Consider the following 20,480-nt stretch of genomic DNA (forward strand, 5'->3'; position numbering starts at 1 on the left):
GGCACTCCGGGGACGGAGCGTTCAGGCGCATCACACGGAACCCCAGTCATGGACTTTGCCCTGTCGGAATTCCAGCAACTGCTGAAGGAACAGGCCGAGCGCTTCGTCGAGCGCGAGTACGGCTTCGAACAGCGCCGCGCGATCATCGCGGCCGACCCCGGCTTCAGTGCGGCGCACTGGCAGACCTTTGCCGAGCTGGGCTGGCTCGGGCTGCCGTTCGCGGAAGACAGCGGTGGCTTCGGCGGCACGCTGGCGGATCTGGCCATCCTGTTCGAGGTGTTCGGCCGCGGCCTGGTGGTGGAGCCGTACCTGGCCACTGTGCTGGGCGGCCTGGCGGTGGAGCGCGGCGGCAGTCAGGCGCAGAAGGACGCCGTGCTGCCGGGCGTGATGGCCGGCACGCACACGCTCGCCCTGGCCAGTACCGAGACCGGCGGCCGGCCGGGCGCGCTGCACGTGGCGACGCAGGCGAGGAAGGTGACCGGCGGCTGGCAGCTGTCCGGCCACAAGGCGGTGGTGCTGCACGGGGCCAGCGCCGACACGCTGGTGGTCAGCGCCCGCAGTCACGGCGCGCACGACGCGCCCGGCGGCATTGGGCTGTTCCTGGTGCCGGCCAAGGCCTACGGCGTGACGCGTCGCGGTTACGCCACCGTCGACGGCCTGCGCGCGGCGGAGATCACGCTGGATCGGGTGGAACTGGATGCGGGGGCGCTGCTCGGCGAGGCGACCGGCGGCTTCGCGCTGCTCGACGGCTTGCTGGACGTTGCCGCCGTTGCCGGCTGCGCCGAGGCGCTGGGCTGCATGCAGGCGCTGATTGACCGCACCGCCGAGTACCTGCGTACACGCGAGCAGTTCGGGCGCAAGATCGGCGACTTCCAGGTGCTGCAGCACGCGCTGGTGGATATGTACATGGCCGCCGAGCAGGCGCGCTCGATCACGCTGGCGGCGGCGCTGAAGGCCGACTGCGGCGGCGTCGCGACAGGCGCCGACGCCGGGGCCGAGCGCCGGCGGCTGGTGGCCGCGGCGCGTCATGTCTGCGCCGAGGCCGGGCGGCTGGTCGGGCAGACGGCGGTGCAGCTGCACGGCGGCATCGGTGTCACCGACGAACTCGACGTGGCGCATTACTTCAAGCGCCTGACGATGCTGCCGGTGTGGTTTGCCGACAACGGGCAGCCGCTGGACCGGTTCCAGGCCGCCGCGGCCTGATGGCCGGCACGCAGCCGGCGGTCAGTCCACGGGCCGCCGCCGGCCTGTTCGGGCTGGTGATCGTCCTGTGGGGCGTCAACTGGCCGGTGATGAAGGTGGGCCTGGGCCACTTTCCGCCGCTGCACTTCGCCCTGCTGCGCATGCTGCTGGGGGCGTTGACCATGTTCGCGGTGGCGGCGCTGGCCGGGCAGCTGCGCGTGCCGGCGCGTCAGGACTGGCCCATCGTGCTGTCGGTCGGCGTCATGCAGATGAGCGGTTTCATGGCGCTCGGTTTCTTCGGCCTGCTCTATGTCGGCTCCGGACGGGCGGCCATCCTGGCCTACACGACGCCGCTGTGGGTGCTGCCGCTGTCGGTACTGGTGCTGCGCGAGCGCCTGGATGTCGCCAAGGTGGCCGGTTTCGCGCTGGGCCTGGCCGGGGTGGCGGTGCTGTTCAACCCGCTCGGGTTCGACTGGTCGGAGCGACGGGTGTTGCTCGGCAACGGCCTGCTGCTGACCGGCGCGGCGCTGTGGGCGGTGCAGATCGTGCACGTGCGTCATCACCGCTGGGTCGGCACGCCGCTGTCGCTGGTGCCCTGGCAGCAGGCGGTGGCGGTGGCGGTGTTGTTGCCGTTGGTGTGGCTGTTCGAGCCTGACGCGACCTTGAGCTGGACGCCGGCGTCGATCGCCATCCTGGCCTACAACGGCCCGCTGGCCACGGGCTTCTGTTTCTGGGCCATGCTCACGGTCACCCGCGCGCTGCCGGCGCTGACCACGTCGGTCGGTTCGCTGGCGACGCCCCTGGTCGGCATGCTGGCCGGTGCGTGGTGGCTGGGCGAGCCGCTGTCGTGGACCAATACCGGCGGCCTGGCGCTGATCGGTGGGGCGGTGCTCACGCTGGCGCTTGGCGAGACGTATCTGCGCCGCACCTGACGACGGCCGGGTAGGCGATGCCCGGATCGGCAAGGTAGGATTAGCCGCCGCCGTGGTGGCGGACGGTCCGCCCGCCACTCGACGTAATTCACCGATGCACCGCCTCTATCCCCCGTCAGTACCATGCCGATGACCCTTCTGGCAGCCGTGCTGCTGCCCTGGTTGGGGGCGGCGGTGTTGTTTGGGCAGCGCAATGACGCGCGCGACGTCTGCGCCTGGCTGGCCGGGGCGGTGGTGGCGCTGGCCATTGCGGCGCTGGCCTGCAGCGTGCCGGCGGTGGCCGGCGGCGACGTTGTGCGCGTGGCCTGGCCGTGGTTGCCGACGCTGGGGGTGAACTTCGGCTTCCGGCTGGACGGCCTGGCGCTGATGTTCGCCGGCCTGGTGCTGGGCATCGGCCTGGTGATCGTGCTGTATGCGCGCTATTACCTGGCCGAGGGGGAGCCGATCGCCCGCTTCTACGGCCTGTTGCTGACCTTCATGGGCGCCATGCAGGGTGTGGTGCTGGCGGACAACCTGATCCTGCTGGTGGTGTTCTGGGAGCTGACCGGGCTCAGCTCGTTCCTGCTGATTGGCTTCTGGTCGCATCGCGCGGATGCCCGCCAGGGCGCGCGCATGGCGCTGACCATCACCGGTGGTGGCGGTCTGGCGCTGTTGGCCGGTGTGGTGCTGATCGGCTCGGCGGTCGGCTCCTACGAGCTTGACGCGGTGCTGGCCGCCGGCCCGGCGCTGCATGCCCATCCCTACTACCTGCCGGCGCTGGTGCTGGTGTTGCTGGGCGCCTTCACCAAGTCGGCGCAGTTTCCGTTCCATTTCTGGCTGCCGCAGGCCATGGCGGCGCCGACGCCGGTGTCGGCGTATCTGCACTCGGCCACGCTGGTCAAGGCGGGAGTGTTCCTGCTGGCGCGCCTTTATCCGGCGCTCGGTGGTTCGGATGCCTGGTTCTATCTGGTCAGCGCAGCCGGCGTCGCCACGCTGTTGCTGGGTGCCGTGCTGGCCCTGTTCCAGCACGACCTCAAGGGGCTGCTGGCGTACTCCACCATCAGCCACCTGGGGCTGGTGACGCTGCTGTTCGGCCTGGATCGGCCGCTGGCGGTGGTGGCCGGCGTGTTCCACATCATCAACCACGCCACCTTCAAGGCGTCGCTGTTCATGGCCGCCGGCATCATCGACCACGAGTGCGGCACCCGCGACATGCGTCGCCTGCATGGCCTGTATCGCTACATGCCGTACACCGCCACGCTGGCCATGACGGCGGCGGCAGCGATGGCCGGCGTGCCGTTGCTCAATGGCTTCCTGTCCAAGGAGATGTTTTTCGCCGAGGCGCTGGCGCTCGGTGACCGCGGATGGCTGGGCTGGGTGCCGGCGGCGGTGGCGACCGCGGCCGGTCTGTTCAGCGTTGCCTACTCGGCGCGCTTCATCCACGACGTGTTCTTCAACGGTGAACCGAAAAATCTGCCGCGGGTGCCACACGAGCCCCCGCGCTGGATGAAGGTGCCGGTCGAGTTGCTGGTGCTGCTGTGCCTGCTGGTGGGGATGCTGCCGGGACTGACGGTGGCGCCGCTGCTGGCATTGGCGGCCGGTGCCGCGCTGGGGGGTGAACTGCCGGCCTACAGCCTGGCGGTGTGGCATGGCCTGAACCTGCCGCTGCTGATGAGCGTGCTGGCGATGGTCGGTGGTGTGGCGCTGTACGTCGGCATGCACCGCTGGGTGAACCTGCACACCATCGAGTTGACGGCCTACAGTGGCAAGGCCGCCTTCATGCGCATGCTGGATGCGGTGCTGGCCGGCTCCGGGCGGGTGACCCGCGCCCTGGACGACGGAAGCCAGCGTCGGTACCTGCTGTGGCTGCTGGTGGCGGCGGTGCTGGCCGGGGCCTGGCCGATGTGGCGCCAGGGACTGTCGGCCGGCCCGCTGGCCGGTCAGCCGGTGGCACCGCTGGCGGCGTCGGTATGGGTGCTTGGCCTGCTGGCGGCCGTGGCGACGGCGGCGCTGCATCGCTATCGCGTCACGGCGGTGATCGTGCTCGGCGTCGCCGGTCTGGTGGTCGGGCTGGCCTTCGTCTACCTGTCGGCGCTGGATCTTGCCCTGACGCAGATTCTGGTCGAGATGGTCAGCATGATCCTGCTGTTGTTGGCGCTTGGCCGGTTGCCGGTCGAGGCGCCGGTGGAGTCGCGCGGACGGCGCCTGCGCGACGCCGCGCTGGCGCTGGTGTTCGGCAGTGGCGTGGCGGCCATGCTGTATGCCGTGTTGACCCGACCGACCCTGTCGATCGCCGACTATTTCCTGCGCAATGCCTACCCGCTCGGTGGCGGCCACAACGCGGTCAACGTGATCATCGTTGATTTCCGCGGCTTCGATACGCTGGGCGAGATCGGCGTGCTGGGGCTGGCGGCGCTCATCATCCACGCCGTGATGCGGCGATTGCGCTGGCCGGCGCGGGTCGAGCCCGGACTCGCCGCCGACCGCTACCCGCTGCTGTTGCAGCTGCTTTCCGGGCTGCTGCTGCCGCTGGCGGCGGCGGTGGCGCTGTATCTGTTGCTGCGCGGCCACAATCTGCCGGGCGGTGGGTTCATCGCGGGGCTGGTGCTGGCATTGGCGCTGCTGGTGCAGTACCTGGCCCGTGGTCGCGCCTGGGTACGTGATCGCTTGCCGGAGAGCTTCGAGCAGTGGATCGGCGGCGGTCTCGCGCTGGCGCTGGTGACCGGCGTCGCCGCCTGGCTGTTGGGGCATCCGTTCCTGACCAGCGCCAGCGGTCATCCGGTGGTGCCCGTGCTCGGCGAGGTGCCGCTGGCCAGTGCCATGGTCTTCGACCTGGGCGTGTTCGCGGTGGTGGTGGGCGCCACGCTGCTGGCGCTGGTGAGTCTGGCCGGTCGACCGACACGGAGCGGTGTGTGATGTCGCTTGAACTGCTGTTGTCGCTGGGCGTGGGTGTGCTGGTGGCCTGCGGTGTGTACCTGTTGCTGCGCCCGCGGAGCTTCGACGTGATCCTGGGGCTGACGTTGCTGTCCTATGCCGTGAACCTGTTTATTTTTGCCACGGGCCGCTTGGCGGTGAACCGCGCGCCGATCGTCGGCAAGGGCGAGACCACGCTGGCGCAGTACGCCGACCCGTTGCCGCAGGCGCTGGTGTTGACCGCCATCGTCATCAGCTTCGGGATGACCGCGCTGCTGGTGGCGGTGGCCGTGGCCGCCCGGCGGACCACCGGCGACGATCATGTCGATGCCGGCCGTGAGCAGCTGCCATGAGGCGGGCGTCGGGGGTGCTGTTGTCATGAGTCACTGGCTGATTGCGCCGATCGTGCTGCCGCTGGCCACCGCCGTGGTGCTGCTGGCGCTCGGTCGCTGGCGCCCGGCCTGGCAGCTGCCGGTCAACCTGGCGGCCACCGCCGCGCTGGTGATGGTGTGCGGTGGCCTGCTTGGCGGTGCCGCCGACGGCGCGGTGCGCGTGTACCTGCTGGGCAACTGGCAGGCGCCGTTCGGCATCGCCCTGGCGCTGGACCGTCTGGCGGCGTTGATGTTGCTGCTGACCGCCGGCCTGGCCCTGGTCAGCCTGCTGGCGGCGGCACCGCGCTGGCAGGCGCGCGGGGCGTTTTTCCATCCGTTGTTCCAGATGCAGCTGATGGGCCTGGCCGGGGCCTTCCTGACGGCCGACCTGTTCAATCTGTTCGTGTTTTTCGAGGTGCTGCTGATCGCCTCCTACGGTCTGCTGCTGCACGGCGGCGGTCGGGCACGCTTGCACGCCGGCCTGCATTACGTGACCTTGAACCTGGTCGGTTCGGCGCTGTTCCTGCTCGGCGTGAGTCTGTTGTACGGGGTGACCGGTACGCTGAACATGGCCGACCTGGCGGTCAAGGTGGCGCAGGCCGCCGATGCCGACCTGGCGCTGTTGCAGGCCGCCGGTCTGCTGTTGCTGGTGGTGTTTGGGCTTAAGGCGGCGGTGTTGCCGCTGGGTTTGTGGCTGCCGACGACCTATGCCGCCGCCAGCGCGCCGGTGGCGGCGCTGTTCGCCATCATGACCAAGGTCGGTCTCTACGCCATCGTGCGCGTGTTCACGCTGATTTTCGTCGGCGAGCGGTTGGCCGTGGCGCAGCCGCTGCTGTTGCCGCTGGGTCTGGTCACGGTGCTGCTGGCCAGCCTGGGCGCGCTCAGCGCCGCCACCCTGCCGCGGCTTGCCGGCTACCTCACGCTGGTGTCGGCCGGCACGCTGCTGGCGGCCATGGGCGTGTCCGCGCCGGATGCCCTGGCGGCGGCGCTGTACTACCTGCCGCAGACCACGTTGGCGGTGGCCGCGCTGTTCCTGCTGGCGGAACTGATCGGCCGCCAGCGTGGGCCGCTGGGTGGCGCCCTGCAGCCGGGGCCGGCGGTGCGCCAGCCGGTGCTGCTGGGTGGATTGTTCCTGCTGGCCGGCGCCACGCTGGCCGGTTTGCCGCCGTTTTCGGGTTTCGTCGGCAAGCTGCTGATCCTGCGCAGTGCCACCGGAGAGGCGGGCGGATTCGCCGTGTGGGCGGTGCTGCTGTTGTCCGGCCTGGCGTTGGTGATCGCGCTCAGCCGGGCTGGCAGCCGCTTGTTCTGGAAGGTGTCGCCGGCGCTGCCGGGCGGCCGGCACGGCGCGCTGGCGCTGACACCGGCGGCGGTGCTGCTGGCGTCCTGCCTGTTGCTGGCGCTGGCGGCGGCGCCGGTGGTGCGCTTCACGCAGGCGACGGCCGGGCAGTTGCTGGCATCGGCGGAGTATGTGACGGCGGTGCTCGGCGCGGTGCCCGTGCAGCGGAGCGGACCATGAGGCGCTGGCTGCCGCAGCCGCTGCTCAGCACCACGCTGCTGGTGGTGTGGCTGTTGCTGAACAACACCCTGGCGCCGGCGCATCTGCTGTTGGGCGCGCTGCTGGCGTGGCTGCTGCCGTTGCTGGCGGCACCCTTTCGGCCGGCGCCGGTGCGGTTGCGCCGGCCGCTGCTGGCGGCGCGCCTGCTGGCGCGGGTGCTGGGGGACATTGTGCTGGCCAACCTCGAGGTGGCACGGCGCATCCTCGGACCCGAGGATGCGCTGACACCGCGTTTCGTGTGGGTGCCGCTGGACATCGAGCATCCCTGGGGCATTGCCACCCTGGCCGGCATCATCACGCTGACGCCGGGCACCGTGTCGTCGGATCTGAGCGCCGACCGCCGTTACCTGCTGGTGCATGCCCTGAACGTGGACGATCCCGACGCTCTGGTGGCCGGGATCAAGGCCCGATATGAACGCCCGCTGATGGAGGTCTTCGCGTGAACGTGGTGCAGGCCGTTTTGCCGTGGGTGACCGGCATGCTGGTGCTGGCCATGGGTTTCAACCTGTGGCGGGCGCTGCGCGGCCCGGCGTTGCCCGATCGCATCCTGGCGCTGGACACGCTGTACATCAACGCGCTGGCGTTGCTGGTGCTGCTGGGTATCCGCTTCGGCAGCCAGTTGTATTTCGAGGTGGCGCTGGTGATCGCCGTGCTCGGCTTCGTCGGCACGGTGGCGCTGGCGCGCTACGTGCTGCGCCGGGAGGTGATGGAATGACCGCGCTGCTCGATTGGCTGATCGCCTTTCTGTTGCTGGCCGGCGGTGCCTTTGCGCTGATCGGCTCGTTCGGTCTGGCGCGCCTGGGTGATTTCTACAAGCGCCTGCACGGGCCGACCAAGGCCACCACGCTGGGCGTCGGCTGCATTCTGATCGCCTCGTCGCTGTACCTGAGTGTGCGAGGACCGGTTCTGAGCGTGCACGAACTGCTGATCACGCTGTTTCTGTTCATCAGCGCGCCGGTCAGCGCCCACCTGCTGGTCAAGGCGGCGCTGCATCTGGACCCGCAGGCCCGACCGCCGCTGCCGCGGCGCAGCGACGACTGACGGCTCAGGAAAAGCGCGGCGGGCGTCGCTCGCCGAAGGCGGCCAGGCCCTCGTCCACATCCGGGCCGGCCATGGCTTCCAGCGCCAGGCGCTGTTCGAGCGTCAGTGCGTCGGTGAGCGGCAGATCGGCCCCCTGGCGTGCCAGGCGCTTCATGGCGGCGAGACCCGGTCGGCTGCGCGTGGCCAGCTGCTCGCAGTAGGCGAGCGCCTGCTGGCGAAGTTCGGCGTCCGGAACCACCTGCGCCACCAGGCCCCAGTCGCGCGCTTCCGCGGCCGCCAGCCAGCGGGCGGAGAACATCAGGTCCAGCGCGCGGGTCAGCCCCACGCGCCGCGGCAGGCGCTGGCTGCCGCCCCAGCCGGGCACCAGGCCGTACTGCGCGTGCTGGTCGCCGAATTTCGCGCCTTCGGCGGCGAGGATCACGTCGCCGGCCAGCGCCAGTTCCAGGCCGCCGGCCAGGCACAGTCCCTGCACGGCCATCACCACCGGCAGCGGCGAGGCTTCGAGACGACACAGCACGCGGTGGCCCTGGGCGATGAATGCGTCGAAGCGGCCGGTGGCACGCAGCGCCTGCACTTCGGCGAGGTCCGCTCCGGTGCAGAAGTGCCTGCCCTGGGCAGCGATCAGCACCGCCCGGCAGGCGGGGTCGTTCTCGGCGGTATCCAGTGCTGCCGCGATGGCGGCGTGCAGCGCGCCGCTGAGGCAGTTGAACTTGTCCGGCCGGGCCAGTTCCAGCACCGCCGTGGCGCCGCGCCGGGTGAGCGCCAGCGGCTCAGGCATAGGGCACGGCGATGCGGCCGATCTTCTCGCGCGCGACGATCATCTTCTGGATCTGCGCCGTGCCGTCGCCGATCTGCAGGCCGAGCACGTCGCGCAGGCGTTGCTGATGCGGCAGGTCGGTGCTGTAGCCATAGTGACCGTGGGTGATCAGGCACTGGTGGATGATGTCGTATGCCAGCTTCGGGCCCCACCACTTGACCATGGCCGCCTCGGACGTGTGCGGCAGGCCCTGATCGCGCAGCCACAGCGTCTTGTAGCACAGCAGGCGGCAGGCCTCGAGCAGCGTTTCATACTCGGCCAGCGGCTCGGTGACGCCCTGGAACTTGGCGATGGGCCGGCCGAAGGCCTCGCGCTCGCTCACGTAGGCCCAGGTCTCGTCCAGCGAGGCGCGGGCGGCCCCCAGGCACTGCAGGCCGATGAGGCCGCGGCTGTAGTCGAAGCCCGCCATCACCTGGCTGAAGCCGCGGTGCTCGTCGCCCAGCAGGCGGCTGGCCGGCACCTCGACTTCGTCGAAGAACACCGAGCCGCGACCGACCGGCTTGGTGCCGAGGTCGTCATACGGCAGGCGCGTGATGCCGGGGCTGTCCATGTCGACCAGCAGGGCGCTGATGCCGCGGGCGCGGTCTTCCTGTGCGCCGGTGCGGGCGAACACGACGATCTTGTGCATGTGCGCGGCGAACGAGGCGGACGCCTTCTCGCCCTTGAGCACGAACACGTCGCCACGGCGCGTGGCGCGCAGCTTCAGGTTGGCGGCATCGGAGCCGCCGCCGGGCTCGGTCAGGCCGAGGCCGATCAGGATTTCGCCGCGGCAGATCTGTCCCACCACCTCGCGCGCCAGGTCGGGCGCCGCGTGGCGCGCCACGATGGTGGCGCACAGCGAACCCATCAGCTGCACGTAGGAGGCGTTGAAGTCGTGGCGGGCGATCTCCTCCACGATCAGGCCGGCGGTGACGGCGTCCAGCCCGGCGCCGCCGAAGTGTTCCGGCATTTCGGGCGCGATGTAGCCGAGGCTGCCCATTTCCTCGACCAGGCCTGGTTCGAAGCCGGTCTTCTCGCGTCGCATGTAACCCGGTGTCAGGCGCTCGGCACCGTAGCGGGCAACCGCCTCGCGGATGGCCAGCTGGTCGTCGGTGAAGCCGAAATCCATGGCTCTCCTCTCGCGCCGCGATGCGGCAGTTTTCTAGTTGTTGTGAGGCCGATACGCCGGGGGCACCGACGCCCCCGCGTATCGGCGCCGACCCGCGGCAACGGGCCGGCGCGCGGCCTGCCTTACAGCGTGGCCAGGATGGTCTCGGCCTTGCTGGCCTCGAAGTTGCGGCCTTCCTCGACGCCGAGGTGGGTGACCACGCCGTTGTCGGCGACCAGGGCATAGCGCTGCGAGCGGATGCCGATGCCCATGCCGGTGGCGTCCAGCTCCAGGCCCAGGGCCTTGGCGAAATCGGCGTTGCCGTCGGCCAGCAGCAGCACCTTGTCGCCGACCTGCTGATCCTTGGCCCAGGCGCCCATCACGAAGGCATCGTTCACCGACACGCACACGATCTGGTCCACGCCCTTGGCCTTGATCTGGTCGGCCAGTTGCACGAAGCCGGGCAGGTGCTGGCCCGAGCACAGCGGGGTGAAGGCACCCGGCACGCCGAACAGCACGACCTTCTTGCCGGCGAACACCTCGTCGCTGGAAATCGGCTTGGGGCCCTCGGCGGTCATCTGCGCCAGGGTCACGGACGGAATCTTGTCGCCAACTTTGATGCTCATGGAGCGCTCCTCGAGTGGTGGGGGAAACAGGCGAAGGCCCGACCCTCAGCGCTGACCGACGGTCATCACTGTGAGCCGGGATATGCAGGTGATTCTACCCGCCTCGTCCTCGATGCGAATGTCCCAGACCTGCGTGCGGCGACCGGTGTGTATCGGCCGGGCGGTGCCGGTGACGGTGCCGTCGGGCACGCTGCGCAGGTGATTGGCGTTCACCTCGAGGCCGACGTGGCGCAGTTGCTCGTGCCCGGCCAGCATGGCCGAGGCCACCGAGCCGATCGTCTCGGCCAGGACCACGTTGGCGCCGCCGTGCAGGATGCCGGCAGGCTGGCGGGTGTGGTCGGTCACCGGCATGGTGGCCCTGAGGTAGTCCGGTCCCACTTCGGTGAAGCGCACGCCCAGGTGCCAGGCCATGCTGCCGCCGATACGCGGTTCGTTCAGCTGCTCCACGGTGAGTCCGGAGCGCCAGATGCTCATGTGTCGTTGCCTTGTGCTGTCGAGAAAAATCGGAACTCCGCCTGGCCGCCGCCATGACCGTGCCAGCGTTCCACGAATTCGGTCCGACCGTCGGTGCGCAGGCGAACGACCGTCGAGCAGCGGGTGCCGTAGCGCGGGGTGTCGATGTAGATGGCGCTGGCGGCGCGCGCCAGCGCGGCATCGGCGCCGGCCGGTGGTTCGCCGTGCGGCGGATGGGGGCGGCGGTCCTGCAGCAGGTCGAGCAGGGCCGGGGTGTTGGCGGTGCCCGTGCGGCACAGCGCGCCGAAGGCGGCCTTGGCGGCCTGCAGTTTCGGCCACGGGGTGTCGAGCAGGGCGTTGGATACGCCATAAACACCCGGTGCCAGGCGTTGTGGCGGGCCGCCGCGATTGCTGTACCACCACAACTGTCCGGCATCGCCGAGCAACAGGTTGAAGCCGGCGTAGTCGCCGGCGTGACGGTGCAGTGCGCGCAGAAAGTCGGCGGCCGGGGTGCCACCGAGCAGGTAATCGCGCACCAGGTGGCCACGCGAGGTCAGCGGGGCGACGGTGTGTGACGCCTCGCGGTGGTTGGTGACGGCCGCGAAGCGGCCATCACGCGTCACGCCCAGCCAGGTGCCGCCGGCCACCAAGTCGCGTCCGGCCAGCAGCCGTGGCGCCTCGTGCCAGAACTGGGCCGGCGCTGCTGGACGGGCATGGAACTCGTCGCGGTTGGCGGCCAACAGCAGAGGTTCATCCGGCAACTGGCGAAAGGCCAGGACCAGCAGGCACATGCGCGGGCCTCAGGCGCGCACGGCCAGCGCCAGGCCGTCGCGTTCCGGCTGGTGGCCGGGCAGCAAACACAGCAGGTTGATGCTGCGAAAACGGCTGTCGGCGGCCAGCGCGGCGTTGAAGGGTTCGGCGTCGGCAAAGCCGGTGTTGTCGGCCACCAGCAGGCCGCCGGGACGCAGCAGGCGCGCGCAATGGTCGAGCGCGAACCGATAGTCGGATTTTTCGATGTCGAGCAGAACCAGGTCGAACGTTCCCTTCAGGCCGGGCAGCACTTCCTGGGCGGCACCGATCAGCACGTTGGCCTGGGGCAGGCAGCCGGCCAGGTTCTGGCGTGCCGCCACGGCGCGGCGCGGGTCGCGCTCCAGGGCGACGATCTCGCCCTCGCGGTCCATGCCATCGGCCAGGTACAGGGCCGAGTAGCCGTTGCCCGCGCCCAGGTCGAGCGCCCGGCGCACGCCACCGAAGCGTGCCAGCAGGGTCAGCAAGCCTCCCAGCTGCGGGCCGACGGTGGGGATGCCGTCGCTGGCGGCGGCGATGGCCACCTGTGTCCGTTCAGGTTGCTGGGGTCGGGTTTGACGGCGGAAGTAGGCTTCCAGGTCGTCGATCATGCGCGGCACGCGGGAATCTCCACAAAAGGCGTCGTGTGAGCTTGGCCGGCCGGTCATGATGCCGCAGTTGAGCCACGCGCGTGGGGCGTGCCTGGTACCTGTGGACGGGGCTCACCACGGCCGGTCTCGCGGCGGGCGAAGGCCAGGGTGTCCGGCAACAGGTGGGTCAGGTCGTCGGCGATGCCGGCGTCGACGGCGCGCAGGTGCGTGAATGCCTGTGCCAGGGTGTTCGGCTGCCGGGCGCGTGCTGCCATGCGGGCGAGCACGTCCTCGATCACGGACGGTTGTCGGTAGCCGGTGAGCAGGTCCTGGTCGGCCATGAAGGTCGCAAACCGCTGCAGGCGCGGCGGCAGTGCCTGGTGGTGTCGGGCCAGTGCCGCGTACACCCCGGCCGCGAACTGTTCCAGCGGCATGGCGCTGACGTCCGACCAGCGGCGGGCGAGCACGTGGTCGTAGTAGACGTCGAGTGCCACGCGGCCCCAGCGGCGCTGGGGCGCCGGCAGACGTTGCAGGCTGCTGTGGAAGGCGCGGTGGCGATCGACGAAGGCGTCGATCCGCCGGTGCAGCCGGATACCCGCCTGCCAGGCGGGCGGATAGTGTTGCGGCGGTGCGCCGCGCACGAAATCGCCCAGCAGGTTGCCGATCAGCGAACAGCCGGCCTGTTCGGCCAGCAGGGCGTGGGCCAGGATGTTCAGGAGGGCCTCGGCGGTGGCGGCAAACGCATCCGAGTCCAATTATGCCAGCCGGCCTGGAACTCGCTGCCGATATGGGTTTGGGCGATACTGCGGGCTCGTTGGCTGGCTGGAAGCGGGTGTTGCAGTGTGAGCACGGATTCTTTCTCCCTGCGCGGGATACAGCGCGCCTGTCGCTCGTGCAGCCTGCACGAGTTGTGTCTGCCGCTGGGCGTGAGCGACACCGACATCGACTTGCTGGAAAAAATCGTCCACCGGTCGCGCCCCCTGCCGCGCGGGAAGTTTCTGTTTCGTGAGGGCGATCCGTTCACGTCCATCTTCGTGGCCCGTTCCGGGGCCGTGAAGAGCTTTACGGTGGCGCCGGACGGCAGCGAGCAGATCATCGGCTTTCACCTTCCGGGCGAGCTGCTCGGCCTGGACGGCCTGACCGAGGGTGTGCACGCCGCCAGTGCCCACACGCTGGAGACGGTGAGCGTGTGCGAGGTGCCGTTCGATCGACTGGAGGATGTCGCGCGCCAGATTCCGGCCCTGCAGCACCAGCTGTTGCGCCTGATGAGCCGCGAGATCACCCGCCGTGAGGAGCAGCTGCTGTCGCTGGGCAAGCAGTCGCCGGAGCGGCGACTGGCGGTGCTGCTGTTGAGTCTGTCGATGCGTTTCTCGCAGCGCGGCTATTCGGCGACCCGCTTCCTGTTGCCGATGGCGCGTCTGGACATCGCCAATTTCCTGGGGCTGGCGGCGGAGACCGTCAGCCGCCTGCTGCGCCGCTTCCAGGATGCCGGCGTGTTGGCCGTGGACGGCCGCGCGGTGGACATCCTGGATTTGCCCGAGTTGCGTGCCCTGGCCGGCGCCGAGGGGAGCGAGGAGCCTGCGCCGCCGTCGTGTGCCTGAGACGCGTGTGGGGTTTTCAGGCGTCCAGGCCGGCCGGGGAAGGCCGGAGGCGACTCGGGCGCGCAAGGGCGTGATTCGCGTGCCCGGGTTCGGGCGCGTACCGAACGTGTGACGGACGTCCTGCGCAGGACGTGCGGTTTTCTCGCACCCCGAGGCGCCGCCGCGTGGTTTTCGGCCGCAGGCCGGCGATGCCTTGACAGGCATCAATGCCCCCGGGCGGCGGGGCGCCATCCTTGACGACCGAGGCGGTACGGTCGACAGGAGTGCGCCATGGATCACGTCAGCAACCAGCAGGGCCTGGCCGGCTTCGGTGCCTATCTGGACGAGCGGCCTGGCGACGGCGTGCGGCGTCTGGACCGGGGCCTGTACACCGATCCCGAGCTGTTCGCGCTGGAAGTCGAGCGCATCTTCGAGGGCGGCTGGCTGTACCTGGCGCACGACAGTCAGCTGCCGTATCCGGGAAACTTCGTCACGCTGACGCTCGGTCGCCAGCCGGTCATCGTCTGCCGTGACCAGAGCGGACACGTCGGCGCCTTCATCAACGCCTGCCCGCACCACGGCGCGACACTGCTGCGTGAAAGCCAGGGCTCGGTGCCGGACTTCAGTTGTCCGTCGCATGGCTGGTGTTTCAGCCTCGACGGTGCGCTGGCGGCAGTGCTCAAGGAAAAGGACGGCGCCTACCCGCCGCAGTTCGACAAGGGCGCGTTCGGGCTGACGCGCCTGGCACGGCTGGAGGCCTACCGCGGCTTCATCTTCGGCAGCCTGAGCCCGGACGTGCCGAGTCTGGCCGAGCACCTGGGGCCGGCCGCCCGTTGCATCGACCTGCTGGTCGAGCAGAGCGAGGAGGGGGTGGAGCTGCTGCGCGGCCAGGCCAGCTACACCTACCGCGGCAACTGGAAGCTGCAGCTGGAAAGTGCCATCGACGGCTATCACGTGCATGCCACCCATGCCACCTACATCGCCACCGCCGACCGGCGCCGTGCCCGCGCGGCTGGCCGCGACGCGGTGCACGCCATGCAGCTGGGGCGGCTGGACCGGCAACGGCACAGCGGTTACTTCGACCTCGGTCACGGCCACGTCATGCTGTTCGGTGACTGGCCCAATCCGCAGGACCGGCCGAACTTCGGTCGTTACGAGGAATACCGCGCGCGCCTGGGCGAGGCCGCGGCGCGCTGGATGGTCGGTCGCCTGCGCAATCTGCTGATCTATCCCAACCTCATGCTGCTGGACCACATGTCGGCCCAGCTGCGGGTCATCCACCCGCTGGCGGTGGACCTGACCGAGGTCACCACGCATGCCATCGCGCCGCGCGACGAGGCTTCCGGCGAGCGCCTGCGGCGCATTCGTCAATACGAGGACTTCTTCAACGCCAGCGGCATGGCGACGCCGGACGACCTGAGCGAGTTCTCGCAGCGCCAGTTCGGCTGCAACGGGCGCGCCCAGCGCTGGAGCGACTTCTCGCGCGGTCTGGCGCGCGGCGAGCGCGGCAGCGGCGAGTTGGCGCGGGAACTGGGACTGGCGCTGGATGACTGCGGCAGCGGCCTGGAGGATGAGGGCGCCGCCATGGTGCTGCACCGGCGCTGGCTGGCGCTGATGGACGGCCCGGCCGGCCGCTGACGGTCGCCCGCCGGGCGCCGTCGCCCGGGTGCCATGTGACCCGGCCCCGCGCGATAGCGGACAATCGCCGCTTTTGAGCCGAGCCGAGCGAGCGTCCGTATGCCCGAACTGACCGTGGTGGTGCCCACCTTCAACGAGGCCGACAACCTGTCTGCGCTGGTCGGTGAGTTGACGCAGGCACTCGACGGCCTGGACTGGGAGGTGCTGTTCGTCGACGACGACTCGCCGGACGGCACCGCCGACCGGGCCCGTGCCCTGGCACAGCACAATCCACGCGTGCGCTGCCTGCAGCGCCTGGGCCGGCGCGGGCTGGCGAGTGCCTGCATCGAGGGCATGCTGGCGTCCTCGGCGCCGTGCCTGGCGGTGATGGATGGCGACCTGCAGCACGACCCGGCCCTGCTGCGGCCCATGCTGGAGACCCTGCGTGGCGGGGAAACCGATATCGTGGTCGGCAGCCGTCACCTCGACGGCGGGGGGGTCGGCGATTTCTCGGCCTACCGTCAGTGGGTCAGCCGCGTCGGCGACCGGCTCAGCCGGGCGGTGCTCAAGGCGCGTCTGACCGATCCGATGAGCGGCTTTTTCATGCTCACGCGCCCGGCGTTGATGGCCTGCCTGCGAAACGGCGTTTCGGCCATCGGCTACAAGCTGCTGGTCGACCTGTTCGCGTCGGCGCCGCGCCCGCTGCGGGCGGCGGAGCTGCCCTATACGTTTCGCAGCCGCGTGGCCGGCCACAGCAAGCTCGACAGCAAGGTGGTGCTCGACTACCTGGCGCTGCTGACGGAGAAGCTGGTCGGCCGTTTCGTGCCGGTGCGCTTCCTGGCGTTCTCGGCGGTCGGCGGGCTGGGGGTGGGTGTGCACCTGGCGGTGCTGTGGGCGGTATTCCGGGGGCTCGGTCTGGCGTTCGTGCCGGCACAGCTGCTGGCCACGCTGACCGCCATGACCTTCAACTACGTGCTCAACAACAGCCTGACCTACCGTGACCGGCGCCTGCGCGGCTGGCGTTTTCTGGGGGGCTGGCTGTCGTTCACGCTGGCCTGCAGCGTGGGGGCGGTGGCCAATGTCGGCATTGCCGCCTACCTGTATCAGCGCGAGACGTTCTGGATCGCCTCGGCGCTCAGCGGCGTGCTGGTGGGCGCGGTCTGGAACTACGCGGTGACCAGCGTCTATACCTGGCGAAGGTGAACCGCCGCGGCGCCCGGCGCCGCGGCGGCCGTGGCCCCGGCCGGGCGCTCAGAAGCGCCGGCCGATGCCGATGCCGTAGACCCAGGGGTCGATGTCGACGTCGACCGTCAGGCGCCCCAGCGCCGTGGTCGAGATCTTCGCCTCGGTGTCCATGTCGATGTACTTGACGTCGGCGTTGACGAACCAGTCGTCGTTGATCGCCACGTCGACACCGACGTTGGCCGCCAGGCCCCAGGAGTCCTCCAGTTCCACCGAGGCCTTGCCGCCCATGGCGGTCTTGAAGCTGGAGGTGGCGTCTTCGTTGAAGAAGTGCGTGTAGTTCACGCCGAGGCCGGCGTACGGGCGGACGGTGCCGTTGGTGTTGAAGTGGTACTGCAGCGTCAGCGTCGGCGGCAGGGTGCGGGCGTCGAACAGCGTGCCCAGGCCGGCCAGGCTGCCGGTGCCCCGCGCGTCGTGCTCGCTGGAGGCCAGAATCAGCTCCAGGCCCCAGTGGGGCGTCAGCATGAAGGTGAAGTCGAGTTCCGGCGTCACGTCGGAATCGAGGCCGGCGCCGCTGCCGGCGATCGGGCCGACGCCACTGATCTTCACCGCCCCGCTGTGCTCATGCGGGTCGACGGCGATGACGCGGCCGCGGATCAGCAGGTCGCCGGCCTCGTAGGCGTGGGTGGCCGGCACCGCAGTGGCGCAGGCCAGGGCCAGGCAAGCGGTTGCCGCCGTGGTCGTCGGACGTGGGTTCATGGACTCATGCCTCCGTGGTGGGTGAAACAGCGATCGCTGTTTCCTGCCGTCTTGGCAGGGACGCAGGCAGTGTCCAGGATGTCCGGCCGGCGGCCATTGACGCCGGCCAGGCGCGGCGTGCGGCGGGCTTGACGCCCGTCAATACGCCCACCGCGGGTGGTTTCAGTCCGACCCGGTCGCGCGCTGTCCGTCGGTGTCGAACAGGTGCCAGTGGGGACCCGTCAGGCCGACAGCCACGGTCCCGCCGGGCGCCGGAAGGTCGTCGTGATGGTGGCGCACGGTCAACGGCGTGCCGTCCGCCAGGCGCAGGTGCACGATGCGCGCCTCGCCCAGTTCCTCGACCAGTTCCAGGCGGGCATTGAAGGCGGCTTCGGCGTTCCCGCCCGCCAGCAGGCGCAGGTGCTCCGGGCGCAGGCCCAGCGTGGCCGGGCCGCGCACCGGTGTCTCGCCCAGCCCGAGCCGGCCGCCCCCGGGCAGCGCGGCGGTGCCGTCGGCGATCTCCACCGGCAGCAGGTTCATGGTCGGCGAGCCGAGGAAGCCGGCCACGAACACGTTGGCCGGGCGTCGGTAAAGCTCGGTCGGCGGGCCGACCTGCTCCACGCGGCCGCGGTTCAGGACCACCATGCGGTCGGCCAGGGTCATGGCCTCCACCTGGTCGTGCGTGACGTAGACCATCGACGCATCGAACTGCTGGTGCATGCGGGCGATCTCGATGCGCGTCTGCACCCGCAGGGCGGCGTCCAGGTTCGACAGCGGCTCGTCGAACAGGAACACCTGCGGATCGCGCACGATGGCGCGGGCGATGGCCACCCGCTGGCGCTGGCCGCCGGACAGCTCGCGCGGGCGGCGGCGCAGCAACTCTTCGATCTGCAGCATGCGCGCCGCCTCGCGCACCTTCTGGTCGATGGTCCGGCGGTCGGTGCGCGCCAGCTTCAGGCCGAAGGCGATGTTGCGGTACACGTCCATGTGCGGGTAGAGCGCGTAGGACTGGAACACCATGGACACGCCGCGCTCGGCCGGCGGCAGGTCGGTGACGTCGCGTTCGCCAATGTGGATGCGCCCGTCGCTGACCTCTTCCAGGCCGGCGATCAGGCGCAGCAGGGTCGACTTGCCGCAGCCCGAGGGGCCGACGAACACCACCAGCTCGCGCGGCTGGATGTGCAGGTCGATGCCCGGAATGACATCGACCGGCCCGAAGGACTTGCGCACCTGCTCCAGGCGGACTGCCGCCATCACATGCTCTCCGTGGGTGGGTTCATCCCTTCACCGCGCCGGCGGTCATGCCGGCCACCAGGCGGCGCTGGAACACCAGCACCAGCACGATCAGCGGCACGGTGACGGTGACCGAGGCGGCCATCACGTTGCCCCACGGCAACTCGTGTTCGCTGCCGCCGCTGATCAGGGCGATGGCCACCGGCACGGTGCGCTGGGCGTTGGACAGGGTGAAGGTGAGGGCGAACAGGAACTCGTTCCAGGCGACGATGAAGGCCAGCAGGCCGGTGGCCACCATGGCCGGCCACAGCATGGGCAGGAACACGCGGAACACCAGCGTCAGCGGGCCGGCGCCGTCGAGCAGGGCGGCTTCCTCGATTTCCACCGGCAGGTCGCGGATGAAGGCGGTCAGCACCCAGACCGTGAACGGCAGGGTGAAGATGAGGTAGGACAGCATCAGTCCGAGCGGGTTGTTGAACAGGCCAAGCGCCCGTATCAGCTCGAACAGCCCGGACAGCACCGCCACCTGCGGGAACATGGACGTGGCCAGGATGGCCAGCAGCAGCGGGCCGCGGCCACGGAAGCGGATGCGCGCCAGGGCGAAGGCGGCGGTCAGGCCCAGCAGCAGCGACAGGCCCACCACCACGGTGGCCACCAGCAGCGAGTTCAGGATGTTGCGCCCGAACGGCTGCTCGCCGAACACCCGCAGGTAGTTGCCGAAATCGAGCGCCGGCGGCCAGTAGTGGACCTCGAAGATCTGCGAGCCGCTGGTGAACGAGGTGACCACCGCGTAGTAGAACGGGAACAGCAGGTACACCACCAGCACGGCCAGCAGCAGACCAAAAGCGGCGCGTTGCACGGCGCGCTTCATGCGCGTTGCTCCGACAGGCGGGTGCGCGTGAGCGCCAGATACACCACCGTCAGCAGGCCGATGACCAGGAACAGCAGCGTCGAGGCGGCCGAGCCGTAGCCGACCGCCTGGAAGTCCACCAGCTGCTGGCGGGCATACACCGACAGCGTCATGGTCGCCTCGCTGTTGCCGGTCATGACGTACACCAGGTCGAACACGCGCATGGCGTCGAGCAGGCGGAACACCACGGTCACCACCAGGGCGGGCTTGATCAGCGGCAGCGTGATGCGGAAGAACACCCGCACCGGGTGCACGCCGTCGATGCGTGCCGCCTCGTAGCAGTCGCGCGGCAGCATCTGCAGCGCCGCCAGCACCAGCAGGGCGACGAACGGGGTGGTTTTCCAGATGTCGACCGCGGCCACCGCCCACAGCGCCAGGTCCGGGTCGGCCAGCCAGGCCACCGGCGCGGCAATCAGGCCCAGGCGCAGCAGCACGTCGTTGATGACGCCGAACTGGTCGTGCAGCATCCAGGCCCACATCTTGGCCGACACCACGGTCGGGATGGCCCAGGGCACCAGCATGGCGGCGCGCAGCAGGCCGCGGCCCCGAAAGCCGGCGTTCAGGATCAGCGCGATGCCGACGCCGAGCACGGTCTCGAACAGCACGGTGACCCCGGCAAAGGCCAGCGTGTTGCCCAGTGCCTTCCAGAACAGCCGGTCGGCCAGCAGGCCATACCAGCCGGCGTCGTCACGGGTGAGGTAGTTCTCCAGGCCGACGAAGCGGTAGTCGGCCAGGTAGCCGAGTTCTGCGTCGGTGAAGCTGAACAGTATCGTGCGCAGCAGCGGCCACAGCGCGACCAGCGCCAGCGCCGCCAGCATGGGCGTGACGAACAGCCAGGCGGTGCGCCGGCGTGTGTGCATCCAGCCGCGGCGGGCAGGACGCGTGGGC

General features: G+C 70.0%; 22 protein-coding genes. 11 read left to right on the top strand and 11 right to left on the bottom strand.

The genetic code is table 11. The features are described from left to right. The first annotated feature begins 48 nt into the window (after nucleotides 1-48). The 8 genes from ABYX71_RS00565 (at nucleotide 49) to ABYX71_RS00600 (ending at nucleotide 7,973) form a co-directional block, all read left to right on the top strand. The gene (locus tag ABYX71_RS00565; protein WP_372693851.1) at nucleotides 49-1,203 is read left to right on the top strand and encodes an acyl-CoA dehydrogenase family protein; all 1,155 of its coding nucleotides are present in this window, start codon (nucleotides 49-51) and stop codon (nucleotides 1,201-1,203) included. Then, nucleotides 1,203-2,114 (top strand): DMT family transporter, encoded by a 912-nt coding sequence (locus ABYX71_RS00570; RefSeq protein WP_372693853.1) that lies wholly within the window; start codon nucleotides 1,203-1,205, stop codon nucleotides 2,112-2,114. Before ABYX71_RS00565 ends, ABYX71_RS00570 begins: the two co-directional genes overlap by 1 nt. Nucleotides 2,115-2,243: 129 nt before the next feature. Continuing rightward, nucleotides 2,244-5,009, top strand: coding sequence for a monovalent cation/H+ antiporter subunit A (locus ABYX71_RS00575; protein ID WP_372693889.1), 2,766 nt, complete (start codon nucleotides 2,244-2,246; stop codon nucleotides 5,007-5,009). Continuing rightward, nucleotides 5,009-5,359 carry a Na+/H+ antiporter subunit C gene (locus ABYX71_RS00580; RefSeq protein WP_372693855.1) on the top strand — a complete coding sequence of 117 codons (351 nt, stop codon included), beginning with the start codon at nucleotides 5,009-5,011 and terminating at the stop codon, nucleotides 5,357-5,359. The genes ABYX71_RS00575 and ABYX71_RS00580 overlap by 1 nt, the downstream gene beginning before the upstream one ends. Nucleotides 5,360-5,384: 25 nt before the next feature. After that, entirely contained in the window at nucleotides 5,385-6,893 is a 1,509-nt protein-coding gene (locus ABYX71_RS00585) for a monovalent cation/H+ antiporter subunit D (protein WP_372693857.1), read from the top strand. Continuing rightward, on the top strand, nucleotides 6,890-7,375 hold the full coding sequence (locus ABYX71_RS00590; RefSeq protein ID WP_372693859.1) for a Na+/H+ antiporter subunit E: 486 nt from the start codon (nucleotides 6,890-6,892) through the stop codon (nucleotides 7,373-7,375). The genes ABYX71_RS00585 and ABYX71_RS00590 overlap by 4 nt, the downstream gene beginning before the upstream one ends. A 2-nt stretch (nucleotides 7,376-7,377) precedes the next feature. Beyond that, nucleotides 7,378-7,647 carry a K+/H+ antiporter subunit F gene (locus ABYX71_RS00595; RefSeq protein WP_372693891.1) on the top strand — a complete coding sequence of 90 codons (270 nt, stop codon included), beginning with the start codon at nucleotides 7,378-7,380 and terminating at the stop codon, nucleotides 7,645-7,647. After that, complete coding sequence (locus ABYX71_RS00600; protein ID WP_372693861.1) at nucleotides 7,644-7,973, top strand: Na+/H+ antiporter subunit G; 330 nt, start codon at nucleotides 7,644-7,646, stop codon at nucleotides 7,971-7,973. The genes ABYX71_RS00595 and ABYX71_RS00600 overlap by 4 nt, the downstream gene beginning before the upstream one ends. A gap of 4 nt (nucleotides 7,974-7,977) precedes the next feature. On the opposite strand, the gene ABYX71_RS00605 is transcribed toward ABYX71_RS00600, so the two are convergent. The 7 genes from ABYX71_RS00605 to ABYX71_RS00635 all read right to left on the bottom strand — a co-directional run bounded on the left by ABYX71_RS00605 (nucleotide 7,978) and on the right by ABYX71_RS00635 (nucleotide 13,087). After that, complete coding sequence (locus tag ABYX71_RS00605; RefSeq protein WP_372693863.1) at nucleotides 7,978-8,751, bottom strand: enoyl-CoA hydratase/isomerase family protein; 774 nt, start codon at nucleotides 8,749-8,751, stop codon at nucleotides 7,978-7,980. Beyond that, nucleotides 8,744-9,898, bottom strand: coding sequence for an acyl-CoA dehydrogenase family protein (locus ABYX71_RS00610; protein WP_372693865.1), 1,155 nt, complete (start codon nucleotides 9,896-9,898; stop codon nucleotides 8,744-8,746). The genes ABYX71_RS00605 and ABYX71_RS00610 overlap by 8 nt, the downstream gene beginning before the upstream one ends. A gap of 122 nt (nucleotides 9,899-10,020) precedes the next feature. Continuing rightward, nucleotides 10,021-10,503, bottom strand: coding sequence for a peroxiredoxin (locus ABYX71_RS00615; protein WP_372693867.1), 483 nt, complete (start codon nucleotides 10,501-10,503; stop codon nucleotides 10,021-10,023). Between the two features lie 45 nt (nucleotides 10,504-10,548). Continuing rightward, nucleotides 10,549-10,977: a hotdog fold thioesterase gene (locus tag ABYX71_RS00620; protein ID WP_372693869.1), complete on the bottom strand. Its 429-nt coding sequence runs from the start codon at nucleotides 10,975-10,977 to the stop codon at nucleotides 10,549-10,551. Further along, complete coding sequence (locus ABYX71_RS00625; RefSeq protein ID WP_372693871.1) at nucleotides 10,974-11,747, bottom strand: NRDE family protein; 774 nt, start codon at nucleotides 11,745-11,747, stop codon at nucleotides 10,974-10,976. Before ABYX71_RS00625 ends, ABYX71_RS00620 begins: the two co-directional genes overlap by 4 nt. Nucleotides 11,748-11,756: 9 nt before the next feature. Continuing rightward, complete coding sequence (locus ABYX71_RS00630) at nucleotides 11,757-12,353, bottom strand: O-methyltransferase (RefSeq protein WP_372693893.1); 597 nt, start codon at nucleotides 12,351-12,353, stop codon at nucleotides 11,757-11,759. Between the two features lie 53 nt (nucleotides 12,354-12,406). Then, nucleotides 12,407-13,087, bottom strand: a complete 681-nt coding sequence (locus tag ABYX71_RS00635; protein ID WP_372693873.1) for an ACP phosphodiesterase — start codon at nucleotides 13,085-13,087, stop codon at nucleotides 12,407-12,409. An 87-nt stretch (nucleotides 13,088-13,174) separates the two neighbouring features. Here ABYX71_RS00635 and fnr point away from each other — a divergent pair, with 87 nt between their 5' ends. The 3 genes from fnr to ABYX71_RS00650 all read left to right on the top strand — a co-directional run bounded on the left by fnr (nucleotide 13,175) and on the right by ABYX71_RS00650 (nucleotide 16,732). After that, nucleotides 13,175-13,933 carry a fumarate/nitrate reduction transcriptional regulator Fnr gene (fnr, locus tag ABYX71_RS00640; protein ID WP_372693875.1) on the top strand — a complete coding sequence of 253 codons (759 nt, stop codon included), beginning with the start codon at nucleotides 13,175-13,177 and terminating at the stop codon, nucleotides 13,931-13,933. A gap of 270 nt (nucleotides 13,934-14,203) precedes the next feature. After that, on the top strand, nucleotides 14,204-15,550 hold the full coding sequence (locus ABYX71_RS00645) for a Rieske 2Fe-2S domain-containing protein (RefSeq protein ID WP_372693877.1): 1,347 nt from the start codon (nucleotides 14,204-14,206) through the stop codon (nucleotides 15,548-15,550). 99 nt (nucleotides 15,551-15,649) lie between these two features. Beyond that, nucleotides 15,650-16,732 carry a glycosyltransferase gene (locus ABYX71_RS00650; RefSeq protein WP_372693879.1) on the top strand — a complete coding sequence of 361 codons (1,083 nt, stop codon included), beginning with the start codon at nucleotides 15,650-15,652 and terminating at the stop codon, nucleotides 16,730-16,732. 48 nt (nucleotides 16,733-16,780) lie between these two features. On the opposite strand, the gene ABYX71_RS00655 is transcribed toward ABYX71_RS00650, so the two are convergent. The 4 genes from ABYX71_RS00655 to ABYX71_RS00670 all read right to left on the bottom strand — a co-directional run. After that, a complete protein-coding gene (locus tag ABYX71_RS00655; RefSeq protein WP_372693881.1) occupies nucleotides 16,781-17,470 on the bottom strand; it encodes an OmpW family protein in 690 nt (229 codons plus the stop codon). A gap of 162 nt (nucleotides 17,471-17,632) precedes the next feature. After that, complete coding sequence (locus tag ABYX71_RS00660) at nucleotides 17,633-18,703, bottom strand: ABC transporter ATP-binding protein (RefSeq protein ID WP_372693883.1); 1,071 nt, start codon at nucleotides 18,701-18,703, stop codon at nucleotides 17,633-17,635. A 22-nt stretch (nucleotides 18,704-18,725) separates the two neighbouring features. Continuing rightward, complete coding sequence (locus ABYX71_RS00665; protein WP_372693885.1) at nucleotides 18,726-19,553, bottom strand: carbohydrate ABC transporter permease; 828 nt, start codon at nucleotides 19,551-19,553, stop codon at nucleotides 18,726-18,728. After that, the coding region (locus tag ABYX71_RS00670; protein WP_372693887.1) for a carbohydrate ABC transporter permease at nucleotides 19,550-20,480 on the bottom strand (931 nt) is incomplete at its 5' end. The genes ABYX71_RS00665 and ABYX71_RS00670, both read right to left, overlap by 4 nt.

Origin of the sequence: Immundisolibacter sp., from assembly GCF_041625615.1 — a bacterium.
In the GTDB taxonomy this organism is placed as follows: Bacteria; Pseudomonadota; Gammaproteobacteria; order Immundisolibacterales; family Immundisolibacteraceae; genus Immundisolibacter.

Bases quoted from the DNA above. Each gene is read 5' to 3' on its own strand.
- ABYX71_RS00580 (WP_372693855.1), top strand. From the start codon at position 5,009: ATGTCGCTTGAACTGCTGTTGTCGCTGGGCGTGGGTGTGCTGGTGGCC.
- ABYX71_RS00585 (WP_372693857.1), top strand. From the start codon at position 5,385: ATGAGTCACTGGCTGATTGCGCCGATCGTGCTGCCGCTGGCCACCGCC.
- ABYX71_RS00625 (WP_372693871.1), bottom strand. From the start codon at position 11,747: ATGTGCCTGCTGGTCCTGGCCTTTCGCCAGTTGCCGGATGAACCTCTG.
- ABYX71_RS00605 (WP_372693863.1), bottom strand. From the start codon at position 8,751: ATGCCTGAGCCGCTGGCGCTCACCCGGCGCGGCGCCACGGCGGTGCTG.
- ABYX71_RS00650 (WP_372693879.1), top strand. From the start codon at position 15,650: ATGCCCGAACTGACCGTGGTGGTGCCCACCTTCAACGAGGCCGACAAC.
- ABYX71_RS00610 (WP_372693865.1), bottom strand. From the start codon at position 9,898: ATGGATTTCGGCTTCACCGACGACCAGCTGGCCATCCGCGAGGCGGTT.
- ABYX71_RS00645 (WP_372693877.1), top strand. From the start codon at position 14,204: ATGGATCACGTCAGCAACCAGCAGGGCCTGGCCGGCTTCGGTGCCTAT.
- ABYX71_RS00630 (WP_372693893.1), bottom strand. From the start codon at position 12,353: ATGATCGACGACCTGGAAGCCTACTTCCGCCGTCAAACCCGACCCCAG.
- ABYX71_RS00590 (WP_372693859.1), top strand. From the start codon at position 6,890: ATGAGGCGCTGGCTGCCGCAGCCGCTGCTCAGCACCACGCTGCTGGTG.
- ABYX71_RS00620 (WP_372693869.1), bottom strand. From the start codon at position 10,977: ATGAGCATCTGGCGCTCCGGACTCACCGTGGAGCAGCTGAACGAACCG.
- ABYX71_RS00570 (WP_372693853.1), top strand. From the start codon at position 1,203: ATGGCCGGCACGCAGCCGGCGGTCAGTCCACGGGCCGCCGCCGGCCTG.
- ABYX71_RS00615 (WP_372693867.1), bottom strand. From the start codon at position 10,503: ATGAGCATCAAAGTTGGCGACAAGATTCCGTCCGTGACCCTGGCGCAG.
- ABYX71_RS00565 (WP_372693851.1), top strand. From the start codon at position 49: ATGGACTTTGCCCTGTCGGAATTCCAGCAACTGCTGAAGGAACAGGCC.
- ABYX71_RS00655 (WP_372693881.1), bottom strand. From the start codon at position 17,470: ATGAACCCACGTCCGACGACCACGGCGGCAACCGCTTGCCTGGCCCTG.
- ABYX71_RS00575 (WP_372693889.1), top strand. From the start codon at position 2,244: ATGACCCTTCTGGCAGCCGTGCTGCTGCCCTGGTTGGGGGCGGCGGTG.
- ABYX71_RS00665 (WP_372693885.1), bottom strand. From the start codon at position 19,553: ATGAAGCGCGCCGTGCAACGCGCCGCTTTTGGTCTGCTGCTGGCCGTG.
- ABYX71_RS00660 (WP_372693883.1), bottom strand. From the start codon at position 18,703: ATGGCGGCAGTCCGCCTGGAGCAGGTGCGCAAGTCCTTCGGGCCGGTC.
- ABYX71_RS00600 (WP_372693861.1), top strand. From the start codon at position 7,644: ATGACCGCGCTGCTCGATTGGCTGATCGCCTTTCTGTTGCTGGCCGGC.